Origin of the sequence: Rhodococcus sp. NPDC003318 (genome assembly GCF_042879035.1) — a bacterium.
Taxonomy (GTDB): Bacteria; Actinomycetota; Actinomycetes; order Mycobacteriales; family Mycobacteriaceae; genus Rhodococcus_G.
The window spans coordinates 139,381-152,377 of record NZ_JBIAOU010000008.1; the positions used below are offsets into that span (position 1 = coordinate 139,381).

At 70.6% G+C, this 12,997-nt stretch carries 17 protein-coding genes; 8 read left to right on the forward strand and 9 right to left on the reverse strand.

The annotated features are described in order from the left end of the window. Positions 1-2 precede the first annotated feature (2 nt). Entirely contained in the window at positions 3-1,232 is a 1,230-nt protein-coding gene (locus ACFYVR_RS15315) for a hypothetical protein (protein WP_387474459.1), read from the forward strand. Between the two features lie 49 nt (positions 1,233-1,281). On the opposite strand, the gene ACFYVR_RS15320 is transcribed toward ACFYVR_RS15315, so the two are convergent. Next, the gene (locus ACFYVR_RS15320) at positions 1,282-2,073 is read right to left on the reverse strand and encodes a ParA family protein (RefSeq protein ID WP_387474461.1); all 792 of its coding nucleotides are present in this window, start codon (positions 2,071-2,073) and stop codon (positions 1,282-1,284) included. A gap of 130 nt (positions 2,074-2,203) precedes the next feature. Between ACFYVR_RS15320 and ACFYVR_RS15325 the strand changes: the two genes are divergently transcribed. Then, a complete protein-coding gene (locus ACFYVR_RS15325) occupies positions 2,204-2,764 on the forward strand; it encodes an acid phosphatase (RefSeq protein WP_387474600.1) in 561 nt (186 codons plus the stop codon). 39 nt (positions 2,765-2,803) lie between these two features. Beyond that, positions 2,804-3,277 (forward strand): GNAT family N-acetyltransferase, encoded by a 474-nt coding sequence (locus ACFYVR_RS15330; RefSeq protein ID WP_387474463.1) that lies wholly within the window; start codon positions 2,804-2,806, stop codon positions 3,275-3,277. Positions 3,278-3,325: 48 nt separating this feature from the next. Here ACFYVR_RS15330 and ACFYVR_RS15335 read toward each other — a convergent pair whose 3' ends face one another. Beyond that, entirely contained in the window at positions 3,326-3,751 is a 426-nt protein-coding gene (locus ACFYVR_RS15335; RefSeq protein ID WP_387474465.1) for a hypothetical protein, read from the reverse strand. 73 nt (positions 3,752-3,824) lie between these two features. On the opposite strand from ACFYVR_RS15335, the gene ACFYVR_RS15340 reads away from it, so the two are divergent. Together ACFYVR_RS15340 and ACFYVR_RS15345 are read left to right on the forward strand one after the other, a co-directional pair. Continuing rightward, positions 3,825-4,781 (forward strand): diacylglycerol/lipid kinase family protein, encoded by a 957-nt coding sequence (locus ACFYVR_RS15340; protein ID WP_387474467.1) that lies wholly within the window; start codon positions 3,825-3,827, stop codon positions 4,779-4,781. Positions 4,782-5,137: 356 nt separating this feature from the next. Continuing rightward, the gene (locus tag ACFYVR_RS15345) at positions 5,138-5,392 is read left to right on the forward strand and encodes a WhiB family transcriptional regulator (RefSeq protein ID WP_007537924.1); all 255 of its coding nucleotides are present in this window, start codon (positions 5,138-5,140) and stop codon (positions 5,390-5,392) included. 141 nt (positions 5,393-5,533) lie between these two features. Here the strand turns inward: ACFYVR_RS15345 and ACFYVR_RS15350 are convergent, their stop codons facing one another. After that, positions 5,534-7,048: a sensor histidine kinase gene (locus ACFYVR_RS15350; protein WP_387474470.1), complete on the reverse strand. Its 1,515-nt coding sequence runs from the start codon at positions 7,046-7,048 to the stop codon at positions 5,534-5,536. A gap of 12 nt (positions 7,049-7,060) precedes the next feature. Continuing rightward, positions 7,061-7,276 (reverse strand): biotin/lipoyl-binding carrier protein, encoded by a 216-nt coding sequence (locus tag ACFYVR_RS15355; RefSeq protein ID WP_387474472.1) that lies wholly within the window; start codon positions 7,274-7,276, stop codon positions 7,061-7,063. Positions 7,277-7,371: 95 nt separating this feature from the next. Here ACFYVR_RS15355 and ACFYVR_RS15360 point away from each other — a divergent pair, with 95 nt between their 5' ends. After that, the gene (locus ACFYVR_RS15360; protein ID WP_095887907.1) at positions 7,372-7,446 is read left to right on the forward strand and encodes a 50S ribosomal protein bL37; all 75 of its coding nucleotides are present in this window, start codon (positions 7,372-7,374) and stop codon (positions 7,444-7,446) included. Positions 7,447-7,506: 60 nt separating this feature from the next. Here the strand turns inward: ACFYVR_RS15360 and ACFYVR_RS15365 are convergent, their stop codons facing one another. From ACFYVR_RS15365 to ACFYVR_RS15380, 4 genes are all read right to left on the reverse strand, one after another. Further along, positions 7,507-8,658, reverse strand: coding sequence for an RNA polymerase sigma factor (locus tag ACFYVR_RS15365; RefSeq protein WP_387474474.1), 1,152 nt, complete (start codon positions 8,656-8,658; stop codon positions 7,507-7,509). A gap of 67 nt (positions 8,659-8,725) precedes the next feature. After that, the gene (locus tag ACFYVR_RS15370) at positions 8,726-9,133 is read right to left on the reverse strand and encodes a YciI family protein (protein WP_387474476.1); all 408 of its coding nucleotides are present in this window, start codon (positions 9,131-9,133) and stop codon (positions 8,726-8,728) included. A gap of 181 nt (positions 9,134-9,314) precedes the next feature. After that, a complete protein-coding gene (gene rsrA, locus ACFYVR_RS15375; protein ID WP_387474477.1) occupies positions 9,315-9,596 on the reverse strand; it encodes a mycothiol system anti-sigma-R factor in 282 nt (93 codons plus the stop codon). Further along, positions 9,593-10,246 carry a sigma-70 family RNA polymerase sigma factor gene (locus ACFYVR_RS15380; RefSeq protein ID WP_387474603.1) on the reverse strand — a complete coding sequence of 218 codons (654 nt, stop codon included), beginning with the start codon at positions 10,244-10,246 and terminating at the stop codon, positions 9,593-9,595. Before ACFYVR_RS15380 ends, rsrA begins: the two co-directional genes overlap by 4 nt. Positions 10,247-10,499: 253 nt before the next feature. On the opposite strand from ACFYVR_RS15380, the gene ybaK reads away from it, so the two are divergent. Both ybaK and ACFYVR_RS15390 read left to right on the forward strand, forming a co-directional pair. After that, positions 10,500-10,994 (forward strand): Cys-tRNA(Pro) deacylase, encoded by a 495-nt coding sequence (ybaK, locus tag ACFYVR_RS15385; protein WP_387474478.1) that lies wholly within the window; start codon positions 10,500-10,502, stop codon positions 10,992-10,994. A 79-nt stretch (positions 10,995-11,073) separates the two neighbouring features. Then, a complete protein-coding gene (locus tag ACFYVR_RS15390; RefSeq protein ID WP_387474479.1) occupies positions 11,074-12,069 on the forward strand; it encodes an LLM class flavin-dependent oxidoreductase in 996 nt (331 codons plus the stop codon). A 60-nt stretch (positions 12,070-12,129) separates the two neighbouring features. Here ACFYVR_RS15390 and ACFYVR_RS15395 read toward each other — a convergent pair whose 3' ends face one another. After that, positions 12,130-12,921 carry an SOS response-associated peptidase gene (locus ACFYVR_RS15395; protein WP_387474480.1) on the reverse strand — a complete coding sequence of 264 codons (792 nt, stop codon included), beginning with the start codon at positions 12,919-12,921 and terminating at the stop codon, positions 12,130-12,132. Positions 12,922-12,997: the final 76 nt, after the last annotated feature.

A 12,997-nucleotide genomic window follows, 5' to 3' on the forward strand; every position in this document is an offset into this window, starting at 1 on the left:
CAGTGCTCGCACCCGAGCGGCGCAGCCGTGCCGACGTCCTGGCCGCCTGCGCGATCGTCCTCGTGGTTCTCGTTGCCGCAGGCGCGATCTGGCTGACCAGTGACGCCCACGGAACCGAGTCGGTGACGGCCGTGAACCCGGCCGCACCGGCGGACACCGCGCTCGCGGTTCCCGACACCCTCACCGAGGCCTGGCACATCGACAGCGACGCCACCCGCACCCCATTGGTCGCGGGTGGCGCCGTCGTCGGTGCGGACGGGGACGCCGTCACCGGTCACGACCCGACCACCGGCGAACAGCTCTGGCAGTACCGGCGCGACCGGCCGCTGTGCGGGGCGATCGGAGCGTGGAACACCGCCGTCGCCGTGTACCCGGACGACCGGGGGTGCGGCCAGGTCACCCAACTCGACGGGTCGACCGGGGTCCGGCAGGCACAGCGGTCCAGCGACGCCGACGCGGACGTCAGCCTGTCGGAGGACGGCACCTACCTGACCTCGCGCGGCGACACCCGGCTGGAGGTGTGGCGTTCGGATCTGGTGCGCACCCTCGAGTTCGGCCGGGTCGACGCTCCGGTGACCCCCGGCGCCCAGCCCCGCACGGGGTGCACGCTGCTCTCGTCCGCGTCGAGCAGCAGCCGGCTCTCGGTGCTCGAATCGTGCCCCGGCGAGGAGCAGGTCCGGCTGAGCGTGCTCAATCCGGCGCCCAAGGACAACACCACGCCCGAGGAGTACGGCTCCCGCCTCCTGTCCGAGGCGGGCCCGTCCGGCTCCGGCGCCCGGGTGCTCGCGGTGTCCGGCGAACGCACCGCCATCTACCTCCCGCAAGGCGGGACCGCAGGCGCCACCGTGATCGTCGTCGACGGCACCGGCACCGAGGTGTCCCGGTTCGCGGCGCCCGCCGACGTGTCCCCCACCGCCGCCGTAGAACGCACCGGGTCGTTCTGGTCGTGGTGGACGGGTTCGCAGGTGATCACCCTTCGCACAACCGATTTCACGCCCGCCTGGACGGTCGACGGCGCGCTGGGCCCGGGCACGCCGATGGGCGGGCAGTTCCTCGTCCCCGTCGACGGTGCGATCGAGGTGCTCGACCCGGCCACCGGCACGCACATCCGGCGCATCACCGTCGACCGCGGCGTCGCGCCGACCGATCTCGGCGGGCTGCCGATCACGAGCGCCGCGGTCGGATCCGTTCTGCTCGAACAGCGCGGAGACGTTCTCGTCGCCCTCCGCTGACGCGGCGCGGCAGTCGCTCACTCGACACCGAGCCGGCACCGCCCCGCGATCACTCGGCAGTGAAGCTGCGCAACTCCGCTTCCCCGTCCCAGTACGCGACGAGGTTCGCCGCCAGCTCCCGGTACGCCTGGGCGCCCTTGTTGCTGCGTCCGGCGAGCACCGTCGCGCCCGACGCGCTCGCCTCGGCGAACCGGACGGTGCGGGGAATCGGCGGCGCGAGCACCGGCAGGTCGTAGCGATCCGCGACGTCGGAGAGCACGTCGCGGCTGTGGGTCGTGCGCGCGTCATACAGCGTGGGCAGAGCCCCGAGCAACGTCAGCTCCGGGTTCGTGATCTGCTGGACCTCGGTGACCGTGCGCAGCAACTGCCCGACACCCCGGTGCGCGAGCGTCTCGCACTGCAACGGAACCAGGACCGCGTCGGCCGCGGTGAGACCGTTGAGGGTGAGCACACCGAGCGACGGCGGACAGTCGAGCAGCACGACGTCGTAGTCGTCGCCCAGAGTGGCGAGCGCCCGCTTGAGGGTGAACTCGCGCCCCGGACGCATCAACAGCACGGCCTCCGCCCCGGCGAGGTCGATCGTCGCCGGAACGAGGGAGAACCCCTCCTCCGTATCGAGGATGACCTCGCGCAGCGGCAACTGCCCGGTCAGCACCTCGTGGACCGACGCCTCGAGCCGGTCCGGATTGTGCCCGAGCGAGAACGTCAGACATCCCTGCGGGTCGAGGTCGACGACCAGCACCTTGCGTCCGAGACCCGCCAATGCGGCCGCGAGCGACGCGACCGTCGTGGTCTTCGCGACCCCACCCTTTTGATTCGCCACCGCGAGCACTGTTGTCACGACGGAGATCATTGCCTACTCGGGCGTCCCATGCGACCCACACGCCTGAGATGATGCGACGGTGTCGACTTCCACGCCCGAAAACACACGAACCGGCCACCCGGCAACCAGGAACCTCGCCGACGCCCGCATCGTCCTGCTCCGCCACGGCCAGACCGAGTGGGCAGCGGCCGGACGCCACACCGGGCGCACCGACGTGGCGCTCACCGCGGAGGGCGAGAAGCAGGCGCGGGAGACCGGGCGCCGGATCGACGCGCTGGGGCTGCGTGACACGGAGGTGCTGTGCAGCCCGCGCGAGCGGGCGGTGCGCACCGCCGAGGTCGCCGGTCTGAACACCCGCACCTGGGACGCCCTGGTCGAGTGGGACTACGGCGACTACGAGGGACTCACGACCGCCGAGATCCGGGAGACGGTCCCCGGGTGGACGGTGTGGACGCACCCCTGCCCCGGCGGGGAGGGCTTCGACGCGGTGGATTCCCGCGCCGAACTGGTGCTGGCCGTCGCCGAGTCCCGGTTGCCCGAGGGTGACGTCGTCCTCGTCGGGCACGGCCACTTCTCCCGGGCCCTGATCGCACGGTGGGCCGGGTTGCCGCTGGTCGAGGGCAGGCGGTTCGCACTGTCGCCGGGAGCGATCACGGTCCTCGGGTTCGACCACGGCGTCCGCCAGATCGTCAGCCACAACGTGCACTGACCCGCAGCCCGTCGAGTGCGAGAACGAAAGAGGTACAGCATGATTCGCCGGATCAGGCCCGACGACGTCCCAGCCGTCACCGGCCTGGTGTACGAGCTCGCGGAGTACGAGAAGGCCCGCCACGAGTGCACCGTCACCGAGTCCCAGCTGGAGGCCGCACTGTTCGGCCCGGCGCCGGCGGCGTTCGGTCACGTCGCCGAGGAGGACGGCGTCGTGGTGGGAACGGCGCTGTGGTTCCGCAACTTCTCGACCTGGGACGGCGTGCACGGCATCTACCTCGAGGACCTGTACGTGCAGCCACGGTCCCGTGGCCGGGGACACGGGAAGGCACTGCTGGCGACGCTGGCCAAGGAATGCGTCGACCAGGGTTACACCCGCCTCGCCTGGTCGGTGCTGAAGTGGAACACGCCGTCGATCGAGTTCTACGACGCCCTCGGCGCCCGCGCCCAGGACGAATGGACCGGCTACCGCCTCAGCGGGACGGCGCTGCGCGAGCTGGCCGCGACGGCGTAGCCGGCGGCGGGGATGCCGGTCGCCCGTCGGGCCGGCGGATGAGCGCCGTCAGTCCCGGTCGGCCGTGTCCCCGCCGTACTCCTGCGCCATCCACCGCGACGTCGGCCCGGCAAACAGGAAGGCCAGCGCCGGGACGACGATCACCGCGCAGAGCACCCCGAGGATCGGCTGGTGCGAGTCGGTCAGCAGCGACCACACCACCGGCAGCAGCAGCAGCTGGGCGACGACCGCGATCGCCCGGCCCCACCGACGACCCCGCAGCAGTGCCAGGCCGGCGGCCAGGACCGCCCCGCCCAGGATCACGAACCAGGCGGCGGTGCCGTACGGGTTGGCGGCCTCACCGTCGTGGCCGAGCAGTCCGCGCACGACCAGCACGATCGCGACGACGACGGCCAGCGCACCCTCGAAAGCGACGAGGCCTCCCGCCCATCGGACGGTGGTGGGCGTACTGGGAGGTGTGGGCGACTCGGACACGGCGCCAGCCTATAGAACGGCGCACCGAATGCCGTCGGCTCCCCGCGTCACGTCCCCGCTAGGCTGGGCACCCGTGCGCGCGCTGCTGATCGTCAACCCCAACGCAACCTCGACCACCGCCGCGGCGCGTGACCTGCTCGCGCACGCCCTGTCGAGTCGCGTGCAGGTACGGGTGGTCCACACGACGCATCGCGGCCATGCCGCCGAACTGGCCCGCCGAGCGCCCCTCGAGGGCATCGGGCTGATCATCGTGCACGGAGGGGACGGCACCGTCAACGAGGTCGTCAACGGACTTCTGGGCGCCCCGGTACCGGGCTCGATGATCGCGGTCCCCATCGGACCCACCCCTCTCGTCGCCGTGGTCCCGGGCGGATCGGCGAACGTGTTCGCCCGCTCGCTCGGTATCGACCCGGACCCGGTGGTCGCGACGAATCAGCTGATCGAGCTGCTCGAGCTGCGCGAGCGCCGCCGCATCGGACTCGCGCACTGCGACGGGCGCTGGTTCACGTTCAACGCCGGCCTCGGTCTCGACGCGCAGGTGTGCGAGGCGATCGACCTCGCCCGCGCCAAGGGACACGCGGCGACCCCCGCCCGCTACGTCCGCACGGCGGTCCGCGCGTTCTTCCGCAACCGCCGCCTCGAACCCACGCTGACCGTCGAGATCCCGGGAACCGATCCGGTGGACGGCGTGCACTACGCGTTCGTCTCGAATTCGAGCCCGTGGACGTATCTGAACCAACGCCCCGTCGCGGTCAACCCGGAAACCGGGTTCGACACCGGCCTCGGCGTGTTCGCGATGCGGACGATGAGCGTGGCCGCGACGATGCCGGTGGTTCGCCAACTCCTCACCCAGGGAGCGAGCCCCAAGTCCCGCAAGCTCTTTCGTGTCGACGACGCCCCACGGGTCCGAATCCGGTCGACCGTCCCGATCGGGCTGCAACTGGACGGCGACTACATCGGCAAACGCACCGACGTGGAATTCATCGCGGTCCGGGAGGCGCTGACGGTGGTGGCTCCGAGCCTGGGATGACCGGGGGCGGTGGTGAAGGCCGTCGACCGCCTGGGCCAGGTCACGCCCGGCAACCCCCACTAAGGGCAAAGGCGAAAAAAACTCTACCCCCATACTGCAATCTCGCCGTCAGCGGGGTACAAAGTAATGCAGACCACATCGGGTGACCCACTTGAAGTGAGTTACCCCACGGACGGGCCATTTTCTATTGACTTCCTGCGCGTTCGTGAAAGCATTCACAAGCAACAGCGCGGAAACATTCGCCCGAACCGCGCATGACTTACGCGAAACGACACGGTGCGCGACACCACAACCACCCGGTACGCAGCGCATCACCACGACACGGTGCGCTCGCACCCAGCAAAGGAGCAGAGAAGATGGACTGGCGCCACAAGGCAATCTGTCGGGACGAGGACCCGGAGTTGTTCTTCCCTGTGGGAAACAGTGGGCCGGCCATCGCGCAGATCGCCGACGCCAAGCTGGTGTGCAACCGGTGCCCCGTCACCGCTGACTGCCTCTCCTGGGCACTCGAGTCCGGCCAGGACGCCGGCGTCTGGGGCGGCATGAGCGAGGACGAGCGCCGCGCACTCAAGCGTCGGAACGCGCGCACCCGGGCCCGCAGCGCGGTCTAGTCACCGAACATCCCACATGAGGCCCGGCCGCCGAAAGGCGCCGGGCCTCATGTGCGTTCGCGACCGACCCCGCGAATCCCGACCCACCGCACCGTCACACGCGACGCTGCCGCACCGTTCACAGACGGGCTGCCGCACCGTTCACAGACGGGCTGCCGCCCGGCGGCCCAGCGGAACCCGAAGTGCCGCTTCGGTACCGCCCTGGGGACCGGGCCGCAGACCGAGCGAGCCACCGAGCTCCGCCGACACCAGCGTCCGGACGATCTGCAGTCCCAGGCTCTCCGAACGCTCGAGACTGAACCCCTCGGGCAGACCGGCACCGTCGTCGTGGATCACCACGTCCAGCCACCGCGCCGACCGACTCGCCCGCATCGTCACCGTCCCACCCTGCCCCGGCTCGTACCCGTGCTCGAACGCGTTCTGGACCAGCTCCGTGAGCACCAGCACCAGGGGCGTCGCCCGCTCCGCCGGAAACACCCCGAAACTGCCCTCCCGCCGGATCTGGACGGCACTGTTGACCACCGCGACATCGGCCATGATCGGCACCAGCCGGTCGACCACCTCGTCGAGATTGACCTCCTCGTCGACCGACATCGACAGGATGTCGTGGACCAGGGCGATCGACGTGACCCGGCGCACCGACTCGGTCAGCGCGAGGCGCGCCTCGTCGTGCTGCGTCCGGCGGGCCTGCAACCGCAGCAGCGCCGCGACGGTCTGCAGGTTGTTCTTCACCCGGTGGTGGATCTCCCGGATCGTCGCGTCCTTGCTGAGCAGGGCCCGGTCCCGCCGCTTGACCTCGGTGACGTCCCGGATCAACACCACCGCACCCGCGGGCTGGCCACCCGGCCGCAGCACCAGCGTGCGCAGCAACACGATCGCCCCGCGAGCCTCCACCTCCACGCGTTTGCCCGCCTTGCCGGCCAACGCGGCCCGGATGTCGGTCGCGACGTCCTGCGCGTCGAACGGGTCGGTGATCAACGTCCGGGTCACCGACGCCAGATCCCGACCGGTCAGCGTCGTGGTCGTCAACCCCATCCGGTGATAGGCCGAGAGCGCGTTCGGGCTCGCGTAGACGACGGTGCCGTCGGGATCGAGGCGGATGAACCCGTCCCCGGCGCGGGGGCTCGACAGGATCTCGCTGCGCTCCTCGGGCGTCGGAAAGGTGCCCTCGCTGATCATCTGGCACAGCTCGGTCGCGCAGTCCAGGTATGCGACCTCGAGCGGGCTCGCCTGCCGTTGCTGCGTCGGGTTGGTGTCCCGGCTCAGGACCGCGATCACGTCGCCGTTGCAGCGCACCGGGACCGCCTCCCGCCGGACCGGCGCGTCCTCGGTGGCCGGACCGTCCGGGACCCGCACGATCCGCCACTCCGACAGCGCCTGCCGCACGTGCGGATGCTCGACATCGGACACGACCCACCCGACGGCATCCTCCGCGAACGCCGTCGGCGCCGTCGTCGGCCGGCACTGCGCGACGCACACCAGTTCCGCGTCGTCCGCGGGCTCGGCTGCGCCGGCGTCGGTCGCCACCCACAACAGCACGTCGGCGAAGGACAGGTCGGCGAGCAACTGCCACTCCCCGACCACCCGCTGCAGGTGGTCGACCGCGTAGCCGGGTAGATCGGTGTGCTCGGCGAGCAGGTCACTCAGGGTCGACATCGAGCGTGGAGATCAGGAGATGACGGCGATCAGGTCGCCCTGCTGGATCACGTCACCAACCGAGACGTCGACCGAGGAGACGGTGCCGTCCACCTCCGCGATCACCGGAATCTCCATCTTCATCGACTCCAGGATCACCAGGGTGTCACCCTCCTTCACCTCGTCTCCCGTGGAGACAACGACCTCGAAGACGGTGGAAACCATCTCGGCGCGCACGTCCTCTGCCATCGGGCACCTCGCTTGTGTAGACCTGCCAGTGAAAGTACAGCCAACCACACATGGAACAATGGTCCCGAGCGAGATCGGAAAGAAGGGAGACAACCATGGGTAAGCGTGGTCGCAAGAAGCGCAGCCGCAAGGGCAGTGCCGCCAACCACGGCAAGCGTCCCAACGCCTGAGCGCGTAGACGAAGCCTCACGAGGGCCGGACACCAGCACGGTGTCCGGCCCTCGTCGCGTTCACGGCCGCGGATCCCGGTGGGTGTTCAGGCGGGCGGCCCGGCGCGCGAGGTGGTCGCGCTCGGCGAGGGTGGGCGCCTTCCCCGCCGCCTCGGCGTACAGCCGGGCCGCTGTCACCGGGTCACCGTCACACTCGTGAAGGTACGCCGCCACCGCGGTGTGACGGGGCAGGGAGTCGTCCAACTCCGCGAGCGCGGCCAGACCTGCCCGCGGCCCGTCGGCCTCGCCGACGGCCACCGCGCGGTTGAGCCGGGCGACAGGGCTGTCGGTCAGGCGCACGAGCTCGTCGTACCACTCGACGATCTGCACCCAGTCCGTCTCCTCGGCCGTGGCCGCGTCGGCGTGCAGTGCCGCGATCGCCGCCTGGGCCTGGTACTCGCCCAGCCGGTCCCGCGCGAGCGCGGCCTGCAGGATCTCGATGCCCTCGGCGATCTCCGCCGTCTCCCACCGACCGCGGTCCTGTTCGGCGAGCGGTACCAGGCTGCCGTCGGGCGCGGTCCGCGCCGCCCGCCGCGCATGGTGGAGCAGCATGAGCGCGAGCAGCCCCGACACCTCTGGATGGTCGATCGCGGACGCCAGCTGCCGGGTGAGCCGGATGGCCTCGGCAGCGAGGTCCACATCACCGGAGTAGCCCTCGTTGAACACCAGGTAGAGCACCCGCAGCACGGTCGCGACATCGCCGGGCCGGTCGAGCCGCACGCCGGCGACCGTGCGCTTGGCCCGGCTGATCCGCTGCGCCATCGTCGCCTCGGGCACCAGGTACGCCCGGGCGATCTGACGGGTGGTCAGCCCGCCCACGGCGCGCAGCGTCAGCGCGACCGCGGACGACGGCGTCAGCGAGGGGTGCGCACAGAGGAAGTAGAGCTGCAGGGTGTCGTCCACCGCGGACACGGGCCCGGACGTCCGTTGCCCGTCGACTGCGTCCTCGCGCCGTCGACGTGCCACGTCCGCCCGGGTGGCGTCGAGGAACCGGCGCCAGGCCACGGTGACCAGCCAGCCCTTCGGATCACGCGGCGGGTCGGTCGGCCAGACCCGGACCGCCTCGAGCAACGCGTCCTGTACGGCGTCCTCGGCCGCCGCGAAATCCGCGCCGCGGCGGACGAGGATCCCGAGCACCGTCGGCGTGAGGCCGCGCAGCAGGTCCGCGTCCACCACTGCACCGTCCACACGAGCCCCGTCCACACGAGCCCCGTTCACACGAGCCCCGTTCACGCAGGCATCACTCGGTGATGGTGGGCGACGCGGTCAGGAACGGACGCAGTTCGAGCCATTCGTGGATCGGCTTCGCACCCGCCCCGGGAGCCGCGGACAACTCGCCGGCGAGTTCGAGGGCCCGCTCGTAGCTGTCGACGTCGATCACCATCCACCCGGCGACGAGGTCCTTCGTCTCGGCGAACGGTCCGTCGGTGACCGGCGGACGACCCTCGCCGTCGTACCGGACGAACGTGCCCTCGGGAGCCAGCGCCTGGGCGTCGACGAACTCGCCGGTCTCCTCGAGCTTCGCCGCGAAGTCGTTCATGTACTGCATGTGGGCCGAGATCTCCTCCGGCGTCCACCGGTCCATGGGGACGTCGTTGACCGCGGCCGGCGCGCCGCGGTAGTGCTTGAGCAGCAGGTACTTGGCCATGGTGATTCTCCTCTGCGCTGTGCAACCCATTGTGGTCGCGTTCACAGCTGGGACGGAGCAGGCTTCGGCTTCTCGACATCACCTGTCGAACTCGTCGGAGAGAAAACGACCCGGGCCGGGACCGACTGGTCCCGGCCCGGGCCGTGGGTTCGTTGTGGTGGCTTCGCTGTGGCGCGGACGCCTACTGCCCCGGATCCACCCGGGTGATGATCGTGGTCTGGCTCAGCTGGACGCGCAGCCGCTGCCGCAGGCTGTCCGGGGCGTGTTCGCCGCCGCACTTGCGCGCGAGCAACGACTTGACCTTGGCCTCGATGCCGTACGCCTCGAAGCAGGACCCGCAGTCCTCCATGTGCTGCTGCAGCCGCGCACGGGTGCGGTCGTCGCATTCGTTGTCGAGCATCAACCACACGTCGGCGATCACGGCCGAGCAGTCGAGCCGGTCGAATTCGTTCTGCTCGCTCACCGGGACGCCTCCTGCTCCTGGCCTGCGCCGGCCCGGTTGAAACCACGGTCGCGGGCCACATCGGCGAGCAGTCCGCGCAATTGCTTGCGGCCGCGGTGCAGCCGCGACATCACGGTGCCGATCGGGGTGCCCATGATCTCCGCGATCTCCTTGTACGGGAAACCCTCCACGTCCGCGTAGTACACGGCCATCCGGAACTCCTCCGGAAGCTGCTGCAGGGCGTTCTTGATGTCGTCGTCGGGGAGCGCGTCGAGCGCCTCCACCTCCGCCGAACGCAGCCCCTGGGAGGTGTGCTCGGCGGTCGCGGCGAGCTGCCAGTCGGTGATCTCGTCCGTGGGGTACTGCGCGGGCTGACGCTGCTTCTTGCGGTACGAGTTGATGTAGGTGTTCGTCAGGATCCGGTACAGCCACGCCTTGAGGTTGGTGCCCTCCTTGAAGGACCGGAACGCCGAGTACGCCTTGACGTACGTCTCCTGCACGAGGTCCTCGGCATCGGCCGGATTGCGGGTCATCCTCAGCGCAGCGCCGTACAGCTGGTCGAGGAGCGGGAGGGCGTCCCGCTCGAAACGCTGCGTCAGCTCCGCCTCCGACTCGACGGCCGGGTCTGCCCCGGGGGGTGCGTCCGCGGCGACGTCGCCGGGTCCGCTCAGGTCGTTGGGCACTTCGCTCAGGTCGTTGGGCACGGTGATCCCTTCGCTCTCGTCAGAGATCAAGGCTACCGCCCCCGCACCGACCGACCGAGCGGCAGCATCACGCGAACTCTGCACTGCGGGACGTTCGAGGCACTGCACCGACACCGGCGGCTCCTTCCGACATGGACCAGGGTGTTTCGTGCAACGCGCCGAGGGCGGCGACTGTTCCCGCTCGCGAGGGACGCACGGCGGGGACCTAGAGTCGGACGGCATGGCAGGTTCCGCTACTCCCGCAACGCAGGCGCTGGTCAAGGCCAAGGTCGCGCACCGGGTCCACAGCTACGACCACGATCCCGGCAGCGCCTCGTACGGCACCGAGGCCGTCGACGCGCTCGCCGGCGAGCTCGGCCTGGACGCGGCGCAGATCTTCAAGACGCTCGTCGTCAAGACCGCGGACGGCAAACTCGCCGTGGCGGTCCTCCCGGTGCCGCACAAGCTCTCCCTCAAGGCCGCCGCCGCGGCTCTCGGTTCGGGCAAGGCGGTGATGGCCGATCAGGCGGAGGCGCAGCGCTCGACCGGATACGTGCTCGGCGGCATCTCCCCGCTCGGCCAACGCCGCACGCTCCCGACCGTGATCGACTCCTCGGCCACCACCTGGGACCGGGTGCTGTGCAGTGCGGGACGACGCGGCCTCGAGATCGATCTCGATCCGGCGGATCTCGTCCGCCTCACCGGCGCCGTGCTCGCTCCGATCACCGCTGGTTGACGCGTCGGGAAATACTCTCTCCGGCCGGACGGTTGCACGACACAACATGTTTCCGACAGCGAAGAAAGCGGGTGCCCTCGTGACCGTCCCCCTCTCCATCCTCGACGTGGCACAGATCGGCGAGGGCGAGAGCTCCGGGGACAGTTTCCGGTGGAGCGTCCGGATGGCCCAGGCCGCCGAACGCCAGGGCTACCGGCGCATCTGGTACGCCGAGCACCACAACATGCCGTCCATCGCGTCCTCCGCGACCAGCGTGCTGATCGCACACATCGCCGCCAACACCGAATCCATCCGGCTCGGTTCCGGCGGCGTCATGCTGCCCAACCATGCGCCGCTGACGATCGCCGAGCAGTTCGGCACCCTCGCGGAACTTCATCCCGGACGCATCGACCTCGGGCTCGGCCGGGCGCCCGGCAGCGACCAGCAGACGATGCGGGCACTGCGCCGCGATCCGTCGTCCGCGGACTCGTTCCCGCAGGACGTGCTCGAACTGCAGGGGTATCTCACGGGACCGTCCCGGATCCCGGGGATCGAGGCGGTGCCGGGCCGCGGCACCGGGGTGCCGCTGTACATCCTCGGTTCGTCGCTGTTCGGCGCCAAGCTGGCCGCGATGCTGGGCCTGCCCTACGCGTTCGCGTCGCACTTCGCGCCGGACGCACTCGACGACGCCGTCGCGCTCTACCGTCGCGAGTTCCGGCCGTCCGCGCAGCTCGAGCAGCCGTACCTGATCGCCGCCGTCAACGTCATCGCCGCCGACACCGAGGACGAGGCCCAGCGCCTCTTCACCGCGACCAAACGCAGTCGCGTCCAACGGTTCGTCGGGCGCGGCCGGACCTTCACCCCGGAGGAGACCGACCTCGTCCTCGAGTCGCCGGCGGGCCGGCAGGTGCTGGGCATGATGCGCCACACCGGCGTCGGCACCGCGCGGCAGGTGCGCGACTACCTCGACTCCTTCACCGACCGGACCGGAGCCGACGAGCTCATGGTCGTCTCCTCCGTCACCGAACGCGCCGCGTGGCTGCGCTCGCTCGAGCTCGTCGCCGAGGTCAGCGAGCTGACCAGCCTCGCCCACTGACTCCGGGTCCTGTCGGAGACAGGACCGTGACGTCGCTGTCGGATGCCCGGCCCCGGGCGGTCAGAGCAGGCTGATCTGCTCCCCCACCGCGGATCCGGCGGGTCCGGCGGGCGCGATCAGGTCGGGGCCGTCGTTGCGCACACTGTTCACGCGGTCGGAGACATCCCGGATCTCGATGCCCGCGGCGATCTCCTCCGAGATCCCCGCGGCCAGGAGGTCGGCAGGCACGTCCGCGTCGGGATCGAGCCAGCGGTCCCAGTGCTCGGCGGTGAGGATCAGCGGCATCCGGTCGTGCACCGACTGCAGCGCACCGACCGCGTCGGTGGTGAGGATGGTGCAGCTCAGCAGGGGCGGCGCCGCGCCGGGCCGGGCGCCCGGCGCGTGCCACACCGACCACAGTCCGGCCATGAACAGGGTGGACCCGTCCGCCGGGGTCATGAAGTGCGGCACCTTCGCGACCTTGCCGCCCGCTCGGGGTTCACTCGTCCACTCGTACCAGCCGTCCATCGGCACCAGGGCCCGCTTGGACTTCACCGCCGCCCGAAACGCGGGTTTGTCGGCAGCGGTGTCCGAGCGGGCGTTGAACAGCGGCGCCGACCGCACCGGGGCACCGTCGTCACCGGCCTTCGTCCACGGCGGCACCAGACCCCAGCGCATCCGGCGGATCCGCCGCGTCGCGGGGCCCTCCGGATGGTCGTGGTCGTGGCGCGCAACCACCGCCAGCACCGGATCGGTGGGCGCGACGTTGTACCGCTCCGTCGGCTGGGGTGGCGCCGACGCCGCCTCGTCGATCGCATCCAGCTCGACCGCGAGCAGCGCCGGGTCCACGGTCGTCGCATATCTGCCGCACATGACCCCATTGTGTCCCCGCTCTCCGACAACCGCGATCGGCGCACCTCGGGTCGACGAACGACCGCGATGCCGGGCG